Raw genomic sequence first — 17061 nt, 5'->3', positions numbered from 1 at the left:
AATCCAGCAGGTTCTCTTGGGAAAGTAATATTGAGATTTAGAACAACTTCATAAAATATACCCCTCATCAAGAATGTGTTTCATCCATCATTATCCTGGTCTATCTCTTCTTGCTTGACATATACGTGTACTATTGCACCTGTTTACACATACTTTGGACTTATTGATAATCTATGGCGGATAAAGAGTTTCATATAAAAGTTTCATAAAAGACTCACTTTGAAAATTATTAGCTTGTACTGAATTTTGAAAATCGTAAAAGTTTAATAGTAGTTCAAGTTATGAGGATTTCGTGGATTTTTGAGATTCTTTATGATATACGCAAGTGCCAAAATATACCAGAAATGGGGACGAGTTATTATCCCATCAAATATAGGAATTACTAGTAAGTTCAAAAGAAATAGAGAATAAATGAAATACGAATAACTTTGAATTGTGCCCTTTAAATTATAAAGCAATTTGAATAAAAGTTTCAACATTAGAATCAACGGTATGATACCGTAAAAAATCATAAAAGCTCCCCAGCCACCTTTGACAGTCATAGCACTTTCTTCTGAGCTATAGATATATGATGAGATCTCGGAAATATTCAAGTTAAATTTTTTAATTATCGGCGCTATATCTTCAAGACAGTCTGGAAAATAATGTAAATAAACCGCACCAGAAGCTATAGGATATTTCAACAAATATATAAAAGCAGCCAAGTTCGTTCCAAATCTTGTGGCAAATGACGTAAATTTTTCAACATCTACTGAGATTTTTTGGAAAAATTTTGGAATGAGAAAGAAGATAATGAATACAAATATCACGATGAGAAGCAATAATCTTTCTAGTCTTTTTGCTGAGAGTTGAAACATTACAATTAACAGTAGATTTATTGATCCAAAAAATAAGAATAGTTTGGAATTTGATGTCAAAAGTAGGAATGTTTGAGTTAATACTATAGTGTAGAAAATATATGATTTTCTCTTGTTGAAAACAAAATATAAAGCTGATGCAACAAATAGGGAATTTATTAAATAGTTTGTCCAAGATGGTTCGGCAGTAAATAACCTGGGAATACCGGAAAGTTCTCTAGCATGGATATATGAAAATGCGAAAGGATCTATAAATTCAATTATTGTTATAAAAGGAAGAGCAAGAAAAGCAAAAAAAGAAACTTTCAGTAGTTTCTTTAAATTTTTTTTAGAAGAAAAAAGTGAAATGATACTAGAAGTAAAGAAAATATTTGATAAAAGATACATTATCATTTTAAAATTTTTGATAATTATATGTTCTCCTCGAATAACGGGATGCCCGGTTGTGTCAATTAAATAATACAAATCCCCCAAAAACATTTGAAAACCAGCCAATGATATCAAAACAACACACCATAACAGGAACTTGCTAACTGGTTCTTTTTTAATATTTAAAAATGTTATTAGAAACCACATTGGGAAAAGTAGATTAACAAGTGACCTGCCGAACTCTCCAAAAAAATTCAACAATGGTAAATCTGTAAAAAAAGTAGAGAATACAAACAAGATGGCCCAAAATATTTTCATCTTTTTATCACCTCGAAAGGATTTTCCTAACTTTATCTAGAAATTCACTATAGGAGAAAAATTCAAGATAAGCATTTTGAGCAAGTGTTTCAAAATTTGCCTGTTTATTGTTTAACAATTTTATAACAGATTTTAAATTATCAATAAATTCCTGTTTAGAAGAGAATGGAAAAATTAATTTACCATAGTATTTACTGAGCCTTTCATACCCTCTTAAGCTAAGATGACTAGCTATTATAGGTAATCCATGCCAAAGAGCTTCTATCACTTTTGTTTTCATACCAGGCCCTGAGAATACTGGGGAAACATAAATATGGGAACTGATTAACAATTTTTTCATTTCTTCTGGAGAAGGATTAGGAACAATTTCTATGAATTTTCTTTGATATGGATCTAATCTAAAATATCTTTTTATCAAATATCTGTTAGGATTCGCTCCAGCGATTATTATTCGATAATTCTCTCCCAGCAATTCTGTGATATCTTCTATTGAATCAAATAAGAAAATTGCTGCATCAATATTCGGGGAAAAATCTAATCTTCCTGTGAAGATTAGATTGACTGTTTTATTGAATAAATTTTGAATGGTTTTGCGATTTGGGAATTCACATTTTTGGTATAAGAAAGGAATGATTTCCCATTGTTTTGACGACTTATAAAAACTCAAAATTTTATCGGCTTCCTCCCTGTGGAGAAAAACAAAAAAATCACCAAATTTTATACTCGATCTTTCAGACAAATAGACTGAAAGCAACTCCACAGGTTTTAATAAGGACAACAAACCTTTATATTTGAAGAAAACTTCTACAAATTCAAGTTCAAAATTATCGAAATTTACGATAAGCCTTGAGTTTTTATTATATTTTTTCTTAATGCTTAAAGCTATTTTCCCAAGCCGCGATGATTGAATGATTATTATATCTGGTTGTATTTTGTTTACTAGTTTGACTATTTTTCTGTTGTAAATATTTAATGGATCGGGATACAGAAAGATTCTACTTATTATTTTATCACTCTTTCGCTTTACTATCTCGAATATTTGCACACTCCTGAAGCTTTCTTTTAACCTTTCATCCTCAACTTCATTATGATTTTTCATATAGATAATGTAAAAATCTATTTCTCCTCTTTTCATGAGATCACATAGAGGTAGAATAAATTTTCTAGTTCCAATTGCTCCTCCGTAAACTCCGAAAGGATTTGCCGATGTTATGTACAAAACTTTTTTCATAGTGTACACCTCTTCTTTGAATTTTTATGAACTCTAATCTCAATAGCTTCTAAAATTAAACTTGATACATCCTTCACACTTTCCGATATAGCCTTATATAATATTCTGAGCAGTTGTTAAGATCAATCTTTTTATTTTTTCAATAGCTTTTTATTCCATGTTTTGATTTATTAGTTGACCCAGATTTCTTAAAACAAAAATCATTGCTCGTACGATCCCGCTGTTTTCAAGAATCTTGAACGAAAGCAAAATTATAAAGGTTGATAAGGAAAAAGTCCAAAACAAGAAGCGTTCATCCAAGGAGAATACATGAAGAAACCTAGAAATTGCGTTAAACATAGGTTCGTAAATATAGTATTCATTTAAATATGCCAGTGCATATCTATACCTGTCTGGTGATACTTCACCAGTGAATCCAGTAAAAATACTCAAAAGAAGAGAATAAAGATATATTAACATTCGACTTCTTTTTCCAAAAATTGCTACAGCAAGAGTTATAAAGAGTATGAAAAGATATGGCAATAAACCTATTAATTCCATATTCTTCTCAATCCTTCTCATATAGCTTTATATAGTTCCCAATTTGATTCTCAAAATTGAAGGTTTTTGCTCTTTCAACGGCTTTTTGGCTTATCTTTATTGATACATCATCGAAATTGTCTAATATAAAAGATATCTTCTCAGCAATTTCCTTGCAGTCAAATCCTGTCAGGAAACCACTAATGTTGTTTTCAATTATATCCTCTGGTCCACCACATTTAGTAGAAACAACTATCTTTCCAAGATGCATTGCCTCTAAAATTACTAGACCAAACCCTTCATTGTCGGAGGTGAGCAGAAACACATCAAAATCTGCCATGAGTTCCACAGCGTCCTTTCTGAAAGGAAGAAAATACACTTTCTTTGCCACATCCGGATGCTCGTCGAGCCATTTTTGTACGAGTTTTCCGTAACTGTCGTCGACGATGCTTCCACCAATCCATACAAAAACGACATCGTCTCTTTCTTTGAGAACCAACTCTGCCACTTCAAGAAACCTGAGAGGATTTTTTTGGGGATCCAGTCTTGCCACGTTTCCTACTATTTTTGTGTTTTCTGGTATGCCGAGTTCTTTTCTCAGTTTTCCTCTGGATGCAGGTGGCTGAGGAATCAAAGCGTTTGGAATGATAACGTACTGTGAATCTTTTCCTATCTTCCATTCTTTGGCTTTTAAAAGATCTCTGTGGCACAATAACACGATCTTATCACAGAATTTTGCGGCGAACCTTTCGGCAAGGATGAGGAGTTTTCTTTTTAAACCTCTGTACTGTTCTATTCCCCACCATCCATGAACCGTGTAGATCACGTTTTTAACACCGGCTCTTTTTGCGGCTATTCTTCCCAAAAAACCGGCTTTCGAAGAGTGACAGTGAACAACATCGTATTTTCCATCCTTTATGAGTCTTTTTATTTGAAAATAAGCCCTCAGATCCTTAACTGGAGAAATCTCTCTTACAAGATCAGGAATGACATGTACTTTCACATTTATCTTTTTCAATTCTTCTACCAATTGACCGTTCTCTGGACCACAGGCAACTTCAACTTCGAATTGATCTGGATAATACTTTTTCAAACCATAGACTATGGAATAAAGTACTTTTTGAGCTCCTGTCCAATCTGATCGTGTGATCAACTGTAGGATCTTTATTTTGCCCCTCTCCTCCATAACACAGCCTCCAGTGTCTGCAGGATGATTCGAAGATCAAGAAAGATGTTTCTGTTCTTCACGTACCAGAGGTCGTACTCTGTCTTCTTCCTGTAATCTTCAAGTGTGGTGGTGTGCTTGTAGTTCAGCTGTGCCCAACCGGTGATACCCGGTTTGACGAGCAGACGCATATTGTAAAAAGGAATCTGTTCTTTCATCATGTTATGAAACTCAACCATCTCAGGACGAGGACCGACCACACTCATGTCACCTTTCAAGACGTTCAGAAACTGTGGAGACTCATCTATTCTCAGTTTTCTAATGATCCTTCCCACTCTCAATGGTCTTTCCTCTATAGCTCTGTTTGGATTTGCTGGGTCGATCTTTCCATTTCGCAGGGAACGAAGTTTGTAGATGATGAAAGTTTTCCCGTCTTTCCCCACCCTCTCCTGCTTGAAAACCACCGGCAGTCCGTCTTCCAAGTATATCATTATAGCTACGATCAGCATGATCGGTGAAAAGACAGCGAGTGCAACAAGAGAGACGGCAACGTCGAGGATTCTCTTTGCGGGTGAATCGTCTTTTACACTGCTGAACGCGACTTCGTAGTACTCTTTGAACTTTTCTATGACCACGAGGGGAATTCTCTTGAGGGTCTTTTCCACCAGGTTTGGAAGGTATTCCAAGTTCTCAACTTGGACTTTCTCTAAGATGTGTTCGAACTGAGGATCTGCGAGGAGAACTGCGTCGTAGAGCTTTTGCTTTGCTTTCACCGTCTCGATGGAGGGATTGATGTACTCAACGAACCTGTATCTTCCAAGGGATTTCTCCTCGACTTCTTTCAGAACGGGTTCGATCTCTTCTCTTCTTCCCAGAACAAGGTATCTCTTCACGGGCAGTTTCTCTTTGATAAGTCTGTGCACCAGAACGTTTAAAACGGGAACCCCTGCCGAGGAGAACAGGAAGTTCCCGAAGAAATGGTATCTGTTTATTTCGTTTTCAAACAAGGGGTAGAACATCAAAACGATGATAAAACCAGCTATCGTTCCCACTACGGTTCTTATCAGCTGTTCGTTGTAACTTTGAAGGCTTTCTGTGTCGTAGAGCCTGAAGGCAAAAAAAGAGAGTGTCAAACTTGCAGTGAACAGGAGGCCCAAATACCAGTTAAAAAAGAGGAGGTTGAATGAGAAAACCACCAGAGAATCTATGAGGATTAACCCGTTCAATCTGTCTCCTCCTCTTCGTCAATTCTCAGAAACACCTGTACACTCCTATGCACTTTTCCGCGTACATTGGATCTGTCGCGTACCCGAGTCTTTGAAGAAGTTCGAAGTATCTCTCTGGTTCCTTTCTACACTCCCAGGCCTTATTATAACACTCTTTTATAAGAATCAAGTAGGCGATCATACTGTTTTCTGGACTGACAAAAGTTTGAAACGTATCGATCGTTTTCACTCCATCGAACTCTTTCGTTTCCGCTTCAACTCCTCCTTCGAGCCAGGAGAGTTTCTTTATGCCGAAGAGGTTGTTTCCCACCGTGTGTCTTCCCCAGCCAGTTTCGAGGGCGGACTGGGCAAGGAGTATCTTCGGATCCATCCCGGTGAGCTTTCCAAGAAGAAAGGCGGTTTCGCTGAATCTTCCGAGAAACTTCTCTTTCATCTTATCACCTCCGGAAAAGAGAAAGCGGGGATGACCCCGCTTTCAGTTTTCGATCTTTTCGTCGAGGTCTTCTGGATAACACGGCTCTTTGAGATACTCAGGTTTGAGCACGTTGAAAGGATAATCACAACAGCGAGGAGGTGTTTTCCCTGCTACGATGTCGTTCATCTTTCTGTTTACGATGCACCTGAAGTAGGGTTCGAACTCTCCTTTGTCTTTGTTCCACAGTTTGTGTGCGTAGCAAAACAGGTAACAGATCGTCTGGTAGAGGTCTTCGTAGGAGAGGAACTTGTATCCGAATTTCTTGAAGTAATGTCCCGCTTTTTTCTTCAGATCTGGTTCGTATTTTTGAAAAAGCAAATCGATGGAGAGATCTTCGTCCTTTGTGTTCTCGAGTTTTCTTCTGGTGTGATCAGGCATTGTTCCACACCCGATCGTTGAAGAAGTCCACCACGAAGTCTATGGCGTAGTCCAGGATGTGATCTAAGATATCGTAGTCGAAGGGAAGGTCGATTCCGAAGCTGTCGAAGAGACCGAAGACGATCTCTTTCACTTCCTCCTTCTTGGACTCACCGTCCCCCGGTCTTTCGACCAGGGAGACGGCGAGCGGGAGGACGTCCTTGAGAAATGGAAGTATTGTCATCATACAGACGCCCTCCCTTCGTTACTGAATGAGATCAAAGAATTCGTTCGAGTTCGTTTCGACTATCACTGCTCTGTCGATCGCGTAGCCTTCCAGAACTTTTGAGTCCAGAAGCGTCTGCATGGCTGTCTGAACCTGATCCGCTGTGAGTCCGTCAGCTGGGCTGTTCACTATGATTCTCCTTCTCTTTCCCTCTGCCTCATTGTAAAAATCCATGTACAGTCTCTTCATACCACTTCACCTCCTCATATGGTTTCGTACGTGACGAGCTGAGCGGAAACGTAAGTGTAGCTCGAGAGAGAGTCGAGGGTGTTCACCGCGTTCGCAAGATCCTGTGCTGTCGCATTTGGACTGACGGAGATGGTCTGTCTCCTCGTTACGGGGTTTCCGTTTTCGTCCACTTCACCTGTTGCCCACACGATCCTGAGGGCCTTTTCCATGATAACACCTCCTGTGAATTTTTTGTGGACTGCGCAGCCCCTCCAATAAATAAGTCCTGACAGGGATGTTAAATCACATATAAAATTTTGTATATTCAACATATTAGTGAATAAAAATCGCTAAGCGAATCATTTCTGGTTCGGTCTTTTTTCAGACGTAAGGTATAATTTTCAACAGAAAAGACGAAGAGGAGGGTTCGAGATGAAAAGAGCGCTGATCTTTCTGTTTCTTCTGATTGCGGTGTTTTCTCTGTCTTACACCATAAGAAAGGGAGACGTTCTGAGGATCGAAGTGGTGGGATACCCAGATCTGACGAGAAATTGTGCGGTGGACATAGAAGGTGCGATCACGTTTCCGTACGTGGGACGTGTGAAGGTGGAAGGCCTCAGCGTGGACCAGTTAACAGAGCTTTTCAAGGAAAGGCTCTCCAGGAGTTTTTCTGAACCTGAGGTGATCGTGTCTCTTCAGCAGATTGCTCCAAGGAACATCTACGTCTCCGGTGTTGTGAACAGAGTGGTGGACATGGGAATAGAAGATCTCAGCGTTTCTGAGCTTTTCTCTCTTCTTTCTGTGGATCTCTCCTCAGTCGATCTTTCGAAGGTGAAGGTTTTGAGAGATGGGAAGGTTTTTGAACTGGATCTCTCTTCGCTTCTCTGGGGTGAAGCTCCCGAGAAAGACGTGATGCTCCAGGAGAACGATCAGGTGATACTCCCGGAAAAGAGCTATACGGAGTTCGTGAAGGTCGTTGGGGCCGTGGCAAAGCCGGGCATCTATCCTTACAGAAGGGAGATGACTCTGCTCGACGCCGTAGCGGCAGCGGGCGGTACCACGCAGGAGAGTTCGGGAAAGATAATCGTCCTCTCGAAAGACAAAACGGTTGAGATATCAGAGAAAGATATCTATCAAAAGAACCTCCTTTTGAAACCAGGGGACACGGTGCACGTCCAAAAACTCGACGAGAGGTTCGCCTACGTTGTGGGAGCGGTGGCAAGACCGGGAATGTACACCTTCTCCAGAGAAGAGTCTCTCACGCTCAAAAATCTCATCGCAAAAGCCGGCGGAGTCTCCGTTGATAACAGATACATAGAAAAGGTTCTGATCACAAGGAATGGAAAAACCACGGAGTACGCACCGGAAGTGCTGAACGAGAACGTTCAGCTGAATGTCGGAGATGTCGTTGAGATAAAAAAATACGAAGAGACAAGAGTCTATGTATCAGGATATGTGGCAAGACCAGGTGTTTACGAGATCTCCCCGAAGGAATCGGTGACCCTGGAAAAGCTCCTCTCGATGGCAGGAGGGTTCAGAGGAAGTGTTGAAGAAATCGATTCGATCGTCATCGCAAGAGGCGGAAGCGTTGTGGAGCTTTCACCAGACAAGTTAGATTTTCTTGTGAAACCCGGCGACATAGTGAACGTGAAGGAGTTCGTTCCAAAGAAGGCTTACATCCTCGGGTACGTGAGAAGCCCCGGGCTTTACGCCTTTGGAAAGAGCGAAGCGTTCACGCTGAGAAACCTCATAGCGAAGGCCGGTGGGTTCATCGATGAAAGTCAGGTTGTCTCCGTGAAACTGTCTGGAAAGGAATACTTCCCAGAGGAGATAGTGGAAAAAGAGATTCCCCTCGAAGACGGAGTGTTCGTCTACGTGGAGAAGTACACGGACAGGTTCGTTTACATAGTGGGAGACAATGCTACAAGGAACGGAAGGATGAGTTTTGCTAAGGACGAACCGTTCACACTCTCGACGGCCCTGAAGAAGTACGGGATCGAGGATTTCTCTCTTGTGAAGAGCCTATCACTTTTGAGAGACGGTGAAGAAAAGAGCTTCGATCCAGAGAAGGTATTGACGGAGGATGTTTCTCTCAAAACAGGCGACACGATCCTCGTGAAGACGATACAGACGAAGAGGGTCTATTTCACCGGGGACGTGTACGGATACGTCGATTTTGCGAAAGACGAAGACATCACACTTGAGAAAGCCCTCGCGAGGTTCGGAAAAATACAGAAGAAGTACATAGCGGGATTGAAGGTGCGCTCGAGCGGAAAGGTGCAGGAACTGGCGGAAGTTACCGATCTTTCGCTCGAAGACGGTGCGGTTGTCGAAGTGGATGTGAAAGAAGCCGTCAGAGTCTACGTGGACGGCTTTGTGAAGGTGCCCCAGATGGTTGTCTTCGAGCCCGATGAGTCGGCTCTCTTGGACAGAGCCATTGTGAAGGCTGGAGGGTACAAAGAAGACGCTCTCTTCGAAGCGGGCAACGTGGTCGTTCTGAGAGACGGCGGTGAGATCACCGTTTCTCAAAACCAGCTCAGCTTGTTCGAGCTGAAGGACGGAGACCTCGTGTACGTGAAGTACACCGAAAGACCTCACGTTTACGTCTTCGGAGAAGGCATCACGAACACGCTTGTGACCTTCAAAGACGAGGAAAAACCAACGCTCAGGAACGTTCTGGGTAAGGTGGGCGGTGTAAAGAGCACGGGATCGAGCAGGATCGTCGTTGTGAGTCCATCGGGTGAGAAGAAAGAAGTGTATTATGAAGACGTGATCAACACAGGTGGGCCTGTTCTTGAGAGCGGAAGCGTGGTCTTCGTGCCTCTTGAGACGGAGAACTTCGCCTACGTCGTGGGAGAGGTGGTAAGACCCGGTGCGTACGAACTCAAAGGAGACGTGACACTTCTGAAGCTCATAGCACAGGCCGGCGGTCTGAGCAACTGGGCCCTGAAGACGAAGGTGATCCTGAGAAGGGGAGAGAATGAAACGACTTACGACTTCACGAACATAGACGAGGTGCAGAAGGTGAAGATAGAGCCAGGAGACGTGGTGTACGTACCACCCGTTGAAACGAACTACGTGTACGTGCTCGGTAACGTGAGGACACCGGGTATCGTGAAGGTGGACAGGTACTCGACGGTGTTCGATGTGGTGATGAGGGCCGGTGGGTTCACAGACAGAGCCGCCACAAGCAGGATATTCTTATTCAAGGGAGGACCTCAGGGAGAGGTCACCGTTTGCGATCTCTCAGGAGTTCTTTCTGGAAAGGGTGGAGGTGTGAATCCGAACGTCGCACCGGGTGATGTGGTCTTCGTTCCCGACAACCCGCTCATACAGGTGACAGAGGCGCTCTCCATAGTGAACACCGTGATAAACACAATCAGCAACGTCAGAGACTTCATGGGGTGGTAACGTGAGGAGATTGGTTTCAATTTTGATAGCTCTGCCGGTTCTCATCTTCGCCGGTATGAATGTCTCCTTCGATCTTTCTTATGAGAACGGCTTCAAATGGACGGGAGAGCTGTCCGAGAGTGTGTGGCTCGACGAGGACTGGCAGTTCAACTGCAGAGCCGGTGTGGGCAAGGGCTTCGGGATCGTCCACACCGGTATCATCGATGAACTCAAAAAGCTAGTGGAGTTCTACTACATCCCGGAGGCGAACCTTTCTGGGAAAGTAGGCCCCTTCGAGATGAAAGCGGGGATCCTGAACGAGGAGAGGGGTCCCGGGATCGACAAACTCTTTCTGGACAACAACTCCCGTTTTTACGGCTTTCCCGGTTTTTCTCTGAATTACTCCCGAAACAACTGGCACGTTGAATCACTCTGGCTTCGTATAAACGACGAAAAGAGCTTCAACTACAGAACGGTGGTGTTCGACCTTGGATTCTTGAAGATCGCCTACGAGGACGCCGTGGTTTATCTGAACGAGGTGTTCAATCCTTACTACTTCTTCGTTCCTATCCCAACGATCGCCGTACAGGAGATCTGGCAGTACCAGGAGGGGGCTCCCTGGAGAGATCCTTCAGAGAACGCGAACGCCCTCATGGGTGGATGGGTCGAGTGGAACTTCGGTGCGGGAAGGGTCTATTTCGAGGCACTGATAGACGACATGAGCCTGAACAGGCTCCTTGGAACAGGAGGATATCTGAACCCGGACAAGATAGCACTCCTTCTCGGCGGTGAATACAGAACGGGTCCCTGGAGATTCTACGGAGAAGCCTCCGGTGCGAGCGCGTACACCTTCGAGAGGACAAGCTCAAACGTTCCCTACGAATACACGTACTTTTCCGAAGGAGCGATCGAAGACAGGATGATCGGATACAAATACGGCGAAAATTCCTTCTCTTTGAAGCTCGGCCTTGAACGCTCTCTTGGCTGGTGTTCTCTCGGTGTTATGTACCACTACCTCGTCTATGGAGACAGAACACCAGAGGAGCCCTGGCACGGTGAACAGATGCCCCCCGACACGAAGTGGCTCATCGGCGATCTCACAGAAGAACACACGGTGAAGGTGTCTCTGAACACCTTCTTTGGAGAGTACGGAGGAAACGTGGATGTCTGGTGGAACAGTCTCGACGGGATCGGTCTGGAGGTGAAGTTTGAAGTTGGCTTTTGAAGTGAAGAACATCGTTTTCGATCTTGGAGGGGTTCTGATCGACTGGAGACCCTGTGAATACCTGCTCGAGTCTTTCCCGGAAGAGGTGGCAAAAGTTCTCGAGAAAGAGATCTTCAAACACGAGGACTGGAAGTTGATGGACAGAGGTGTTCTTCCTGAGAACAAGCTGTGGGAAAAGAAGAAGAGAGAGCTTTCTGGGTTCAGAGAGTACGTGGAAAGACTCGAAAGGGAAGTTCCAGAACTTTTGAGACCCATTGAAGAGAACGTGAAACTTCTTCCAGTGCTGAAAAAAAGCTTCAAGCTCTACGCTCTTTCCAACTATGGAAGGATCTACTTCGAGATGGTGAGGGAAAGGTACGATTTCTTCGAACTCTTCGACGGCATGGTGATTTCCTCTCACGTAGGCTACCTGAAACCTGAGAAAGAGATATACCTCGAGCTGATCAGAAGATACAAGATTGTACCTGAAGAGAGCCTCTTCATAGACGACACACCGGAAAATGTCAAGACTGCAAGAGAGATTGGTTTTCGAGCTGTTCGTCTTGAAAAGCCTTCGAAATTGAAGGAAATTCTGGTCAGAGAGCTAAAGATTGAACTGTGAGGGGATGATCGTGAGAAAGTGGTGGGTTTTCTTTGCTGTGATTGTCTCTTCTGTTTTGTTTTCAGAGCCGTTGATCACAGAGCTCGCACCTCAGATGGTTTACGAGTACGTTCTCGAAGGAAAAGCGCTTCCCGGTGTTCTTCCCATGCCTTCTGGTGAGAGAGAAAATAGAGTTTCTCTTGAGGTCTCACCGTTTTTTTATTTCGGGAATTTTCAGGGAAAGACAAAAACGGGATGGTTCGTCCTCTCTGATCCTCCCTGGGAGAACTTCTACCTGTACGAGAACACTCCTTACTTTTTGAACGTTTCTTTCGAAGGCTTCGTGGGAGAGATTTCGTTTTACACAGAGATCCCCTTCACAAACAACTACAGCGACTTTTATCTGGACCTTCACAGCAACGTTCCGCCAATTTGGAAAGAGCTTTCGAGCGCCGATTCGACTTTTCCGTACACCGCTTACGGTGTTTACGATGGTGAGAATTTTTACGTAGCCGTTGGAAGATCGAAGATCAGATGGGGAAGCTCCGAGTTTCCCGTTGTGATCTCGGATGTGAGCCCTTATTTCAGCCATTTCACGTTCTCAACGAAGGCCCAGGTACAGTACACGTTCCACCTGATCTCGATAAATCCCGTTTTGACAACTGAAGAGTGGGAAAAACAGAGTACTTTCAGGCCTGTGAACGCAGATCCCCTCTCTCCGTACACCGAGAAGGTGAAAACCTTGGTAGCCCACAGGCTCGACTTTCACCCCTTTGAGAACTTCAGGTTCAGTGCGGGAGAGCTCACGATGATCGGCGGAAAGTACCCCGATCTTTTCTCAGCGAGTCCCTTCGCAATCTGGCACAACAACTACAACGAAGGCTACACGAACTCTATGGCGGTGCTTGACTTCTCTTACGTTCCGCTGAAAGGCTGGGAGATCCACGGAGAGTTTGCTCTCGACGACCTTGTGGGAACGACTGAGAACGAATCGAAACCAACAGCCTACGCCTTCAACGTGGGAGCAAGAAAGGTGTTTTCTGCGGGAAGCTTGAAAGGAGTTCTGGGTGTCGAGTACGCTCTGGCTACAAAGTTCGTGTACAACACGTTCCTTCCCTACTTGAAGTTCAACAACAGATTCGTCTATCTCACCAATTTTCCTCCCTCCAGAACGATCGTTGACTATCCGGTGGGGTTTGCCTTCGGACCGGATGCGAGGATCTTCAACGCCTCGCTTGAGCTGTTCGGAAAAGATCTGAACCTTGGGGTGAACGCTTTCTACCTGGTGAAAGGGCCGAACACACTGCAGTCGGAGTATCCGAAGGAAGAGGAGGGAGAAACAAAAAAAGTACCCGGTTTGAGCATAAGAGGGAGTGTGAAGAATTTTCTCTTTTCTTTAGAGCTGTTTGAAGGAAGCGCGAGTGTGGGACTCGGCATGAAATGGGAATTCTGAGGGAGGCGAAGAGATGAGGTGGTTTCTTCTTGTGGCAGGTGTGGTAATTCTTGTTGCTGGATGTACGCTGCCTGATTTGACAAGTGGTTTGCAGACCCCCGATTCTCTTGTGGTGAAAACGAGAGGGGAACCCGTTGCGGGAAGGTACGCGCTGATCGATGTTCAGGTGCTCGATAAGAGTGGAAATCCTGTTTCTGGCGTGACGGTGGAACTCTACAGGAAGATAAAAAATTCCTACGGTTCTTACTACGTGAAAGAAGATGAAGCGAAAACGGATTCCTTCGGATGGGCTGAACTTTCGTTTTTTTCTCCAAAAGAAGGTGAGTGCGATCTTTACGTTCAGGTGAAGGGAAATCCTTTTCTTATGGAAAACTTTTCCCTTGATTTTATCTCTCCAAAATGGCTCTTTGTGGTGTGGATGTGCGGGGACAACAATCTGTGGGGATACAGTGATCAAGATCTTGAAGAGATGAGAAACACCAACAAAAAAAACGTCTCCGTGGTGGTGTTTTACGATGGGGGAGGTACGAGCGATGGAATTCTGGTTCTCGACAATGATGGAAACTGGAAAGCAATCATGGGAATAACGGGGGTAGACTTCAACAGCGGTTCTTACGAAGACCTCGAATACTGGTTGAAGTATGTCTTTGAGAACTTCTCGTCAACCTACAGAGCGCTGATCATGTAGGATCACGGAAGTGCGTGGATAGGTGATTCAATGTACGATTCTTCAAAAGCAATCAGCTTTGATGATACCTCCGGAAGCGCAATAGCAGTGAAAGATCTGAGAATGGCGCTTGAAAACGTGATCAACGGCGCTCTTGACGGACAGAAGCTCGACATTCTCGGGTTCGATGCGTGCCTTATGGGTTCTCTGGAGGTGATATACGAACTCAGAAACACGGCTCATTACATTGTGGCTTCCAGTTTCAACGAACCAGCGGATGGATGGAATTACAGTTTCTTGGATGAGATAACTCCCGATAGTACACAGTTCAGTGTGGCAGAGATGATTGTTGACAGTTACAGGGATTACTATTCTTCTCCCGCTTACGATTCTTACCGTCAAGATGGACTGAGCCTTGCGGTGTACGACACTTCGCAAGTAGAAGGTTTTGTTTCTGCTTTAGATTCATTCACTTATGATCTGAAAGCGAATCTGAGCAAGGTCGACGCGGTTTATTCTGATGTGGTGAAGAGTTACATTGACTATTACAATCGGCCCGTTCTTGTTGATCTCGGTGATTTTATAGACAAATGGGTGACAAAACTCTCTATAGCTCCCGATCCATCCTCGTTTGTTGTTCATTCCTACGGTGAAAAAGGTGATCGAAAACTCTTGGCTCCAGTCAGCATCTTCATGCCTGAAAGCAGGAGTGTGTATGGAATATATGAGAACGACTACATGACTCTCTCCTTCCCCAACGACACACAGTGGGATGAATTTCTGGTGTATTGGCTGCAGTGAAAAATAAAAGGAGGGGAAAATCCCCTCCTCATTTTTCCTCCACGTACGTTGAGTTTCTCCTCGTCAGGCCGTTCAGGATGAAGCCGTCTATCTTCTTCAGAGAGTGGAGCATTTTCAAGTCTTCTGAGTAGGTGTGTTCGAGTCTGATCACGATGTAGACAGTGTCGCTTTTTTCCGATACCGGGAGGAACTCCGGTGTTCTCTTCAGTGAGGGTGCGTCGATGATGATTCTGTCGTAACTCTGTTTGAGATTCTCTAAGATCTCTGGATCCTTCAGAAGTTCGAACAAGTCCCTTTTATCGAAAGAGCCTTCCGCGTTTTCTTCGGTGAAAAGAAGCACTTTCTCTTTCTTTGAGACAAGATTTGCCATGTGTTTTGCTATGGTGCTCACACCCGCTCCGTCTTCGATGGCGGTGATGAACACCACCTTTCCAGCTTTCACCGCGGGGATTCCGAGGGCTTTTTCTATCACTTCACTTTTGCTTGTCAGAGGAACTCTCGCCACGATCTTTTCCACACCGAGGAGGTACTCCGCTTCACTTTCCGATTTGATCCTTCTGTCAGAGAACTCTGCAAAGAAGACAGCGAGAATTCCGAGGAAGATTCCGAGCACTCCTCCGACCGCGAGGGTGAGTTTTTTGTTCGGCTTCGAGGGTGAGAGAGGCGGAACAGCCCAGTCTATGACGTTGACGTTAGCCGTGATCGCTGCTTCAGATATGAGCGACTCGTATTTTGCCTGAAGAAGCGTGGTGTAGATCGTTTCTTTCACTTTGTAGTCTCTTTCGAGCTCGATGAGTTTCTGTTCGAGTTCCGGAAGCTTTGAGAGTTCCTTTTCAAAGTTTTCAAAGAGCTTTTTGAAGGCTTCGTACTGTGTCTGGTAGAGGATCCTTTCAGACTCTGCCTTTATGAGATTGCTGAGCGCTTCTCCGTAGATGGTGTAGCCTGTCTTTTTCACCTGAGATGTGAGGAGTCTTTCGAGTTCCGCCTTGAGCTGTTTCTGGGTTTCTTCGAGTTCTGCTTTCTTTTGAACTACCGCAGGGTTCGATTCGGTATAGCGCTCCATGAGCCCTGCGAGTTCTATCTGGATGTTGATCAGTCTGCTTTTTAGCTGGGAGATGATCGGATCGAACGTGATGCTGTCTCTGAGCTTTTCTATCTCAACATCGAGATCCTTGAGCTCGTTTAAGAAGAATTCAGTCTGCTTTTGAGCCGCTTCCATGGCGATTTGAGATTCTTCCTTCTTTTGAAGAAGAGAAGCGTATCGTTCTATAAGCGTTTGATACTGCGCTTCAACGGAGTAGATTTTGTTCTTTTCTTTGAAAACCTTGAGTTTGTTCTCCGATTCTTTGAGCTCCTGCTCCACCTTCGGGATTTGTTCTTCGAGGAACTCTTTTTTCGCCCCAAGCTGGGTTTTGGCGATGCTTTCACTGATCTTGACGTAGTTTTCCACGATCTTGTTTGCTATCTCGGCGGCGAGTTTTGGATCCTGCCAGGTGAATTTAACTTCCAGTATGTTCGAATTTTTCACAGGCTCGACGGTTATGAGCTTTTCCACCATGTAGTTGTAAAGAGAGAGTTTCAAATCGTCTTCTGTGAGGCCGTTTTCCATAGCTTTTTTTATGTCTTTTTCATCGAGGAGTTTGTGGGCAAGGTCAAGCTCGTCTATCACGGCTGCGATGTTTCTTCGAGAAAGCATGATCTGTATCTCGTCTTCGAGGCTTCCTCCACCTCCAAGAAGGCTGGAAAGACCTCCAAGAAGACCTTCAATGGAAAGTCCAAGACTCATGCCTTTTTGTGTTGAGACCTTCACTTTCGCGGAGGCTTCGTATTTTGGCGTGGCGAGTAAAAGATAAATCCCCGTTGCAAGGACCGTCAGAACGAGAACGATCCAGAAGAGTTTTGACCTTCTTTTGAACATCAAAAGGATATCGCCGAGCGTTAGTTCTCTTTCTTCCACAGCTTTCCCTCCTTGGT

General features: G+C 44.1%; 14 protein-coding genes and 1 pseudogene. 5 read left to right on the top strand and 10 right to left on the bottom strand.

Annotated features, from left to right (window positions below):
* Positions 1–263 precede the first annotated feature (263 nt).
* From TRQ2_RS01520 to TRQ2_RS01475, 9 genes are all read right to left on the bottom strand, one after another.
* Positions 264–1544: a hypothetical protein gene (locus TRQ2_RS01520; protein WP_012310448.1), complete on the bottom strand. Its 1281-nt coding sequence runs from the start codon at positions 1542–1544 to the stop codon at positions 264–266.
* A 7-nt stretch (positions 1545–1551) separates the two neighbouring features.
* Positions 1552–2775: a glycosyltransferase gene (locus TRQ2_RS01515; RefSeq protein WP_012310447.1), complete on the bottom strand. Its 1224-nt coding sequence runs from the start codon at positions 2773–2775 to the stop codon at positions 1552–1554.
* Between the two features lie 547 nt (positions 2776–3322).
* A complete protein-coding gene (locus TRQ2_RS01505) occupies positions 3323–4480 on the bottom strand; it encodes a glycosyltransferase family 4 protein (RefSeq protein ID WP_012310446.1) in 1158 nt (385 codons plus the stop codon).
* Positions 4459–5685: a sugar transferase gene (locus TRQ2_RS01500; RefSeq protein ID WP_012310445.1), complete on the bottom strand. Its 1227-nt coding sequence runs from the start codon at positions 5683–5685 to the stop codon at positions 4459–4461. Before TRQ2_RS01500 ends, TRQ2_RS01505 begins: the two co-directional genes overlap by 22 nt.
* A gap of 25 nt (positions 5686–5710) precedes the next feature.
* Positions 5711–6118 carry a glycoside hydrolase family 73 protein gene (locus TRQ2_RS01495; RefSeq protein ID WP_012310444.1) on the bottom strand — a complete coding sequence of 136 codons (408 nt, stop codon included), beginning with the start codon at positions 6116–6118 and terminating at the stop codon, positions 5711–5713.
* Positions 6119–6160: 42 nt separating this feature from the next.
* Positions 6161–6538 carry a sigma factor gene (locus TRQ2_RS01490; RefSeq protein WP_012310443.1) on the bottom strand — a complete coding sequence of 126 codons (378 nt, stop codon included), beginning with the start codon at positions 6536–6538 and terminating at the stop codon, positions 6161–6163.
* Complete coding sequence (locus TRQ2_RS01485; protein ID WP_004081162.1) at positions 6531–6764, bottom strand: hypothetical protein; 234 nt, start codon at positions 6762–6764, stop codon at positions 6531–6533. Before TRQ2_RS01485 ends, TRQ2_RS01490 begins: the two co-directional genes overlap by 8 nt.
* A gap of 18 nt (positions 6765–6782) precedes the next feature.
* Positions 6783–6992 carry a DUF2922 domain-containing protein gene (locus TRQ2_RS01480; protein ID WP_008192552.1) on the bottom strand — a complete coding sequence of 70 codons (210 nt, stop codon included), beginning with the start codon at positions 6990–6992 and terminating at the stop codon, positions 6783–6785.
* Positions 6993–7006: 14 nt separating this feature from the next.
* On the bottom strand, positions 7007–7201 hold the full coding sequence (locus TRQ2_RS01475) for a DUF1659 domain-containing protein (RefSeq protein ID WP_004081160.1): 195 nt from the start codon (positions 7199–7201) through the stop codon (positions 7007–7009).
* A 202-nt stretch (positions 7202–7403) separates the two neighbouring features.
* Here TRQ2_RS01475 and TRQ2_RS01470 point away from each other — a divergent pair, with 202 nt between their 5' ends.
* The 5 genes and pseudogenes from TRQ2_RS01470 to TRQ2_RS01450 all read left to right on the top strand — a co-directional run bounded on the left by TRQ2_RS01470 (position 7404) and on the right by TRQ2_RS01450 (position 15087).
* Positions 7404–10382: an SLBB domain-containing protein gene (locus TRQ2_RS01470; RefSeq protein ID WP_012310442.1), complete on the top strand. Its 2979-nt coding sequence runs from the start codon at positions 7404–7406 to the stop codon at positions 10380–10382.
* Position 10383: 1 nt separating this feature from the next.
* Entirely contained in the window at positions 10384–11586 is a 1203-nt protein-coding gene (locus tag TRQ2_RS01465; protein ID WP_012310441.1) for a hypothetical protein, read from the top strand.
* On the top strand, positions 11576–12187 hold the full coding sequence (locus tag TRQ2_RS01460; protein WP_083758360.1) for an HAD family phosphatase: 612 nt from the start codon (positions 11576–11578) through the stop codon (positions 12185–12187). The genes TRQ2_RS01465 and TRQ2_RS01460 overlap by 11 nt, the downstream gene beginning before the upstream one ends.
* A 4-nt stretch (positions 12188–12191) precedes the next feature.
* The gene (locus tag TRQ2_RS01455; RefSeq protein ID WP_041434394.1) at positions 12192–13619 is read left to right on the top strand and encodes a hypothetical protein; all 1428 of its coding nucleotides are present in this window, start codon (positions 12192–12194) and stop codon (positions 13617–13619) included.
* A 13-nt stretch (positions 13620–13632) separates the two neighbouring features.
* Positions 13633–15087: pseudogene (locus tag TRQ2_RS01450) on the top strand (clostripain-related cysteine peptidase).
* Between the two features lie 28 nt (positions 15088–15115).
* Here the strand turns inward: TRQ2_RS01450 and TRQ2_RS01445 are convergent.
* Positions 15116–17044, bottom strand: a complete 1929-nt coding sequence (locus tag TRQ2_RS01445) for an exopolysaccharide transport family protein (RefSeq protein WP_012310438.1) — start codon at positions 17042–17044, stop codon at positions 15116–15118.
* Positions 17045–17061: the final 17 nt, after the last annotated feature.

The sequence above is a fragment of the Thermotoga sp. RQ2 genome (assembly GCF_000019625.1).
GTDB lineage: Bacteria > Thermotogota > Thermotogae > Thermotogales > Thermotogaceae > Thermotoga > Thermotoga maritima.
The sequence above is the reverse complement of the archived record's forward strand: the minus strand, read 5'-3'. Positions and strand labels throughout refer to the sequence as shown.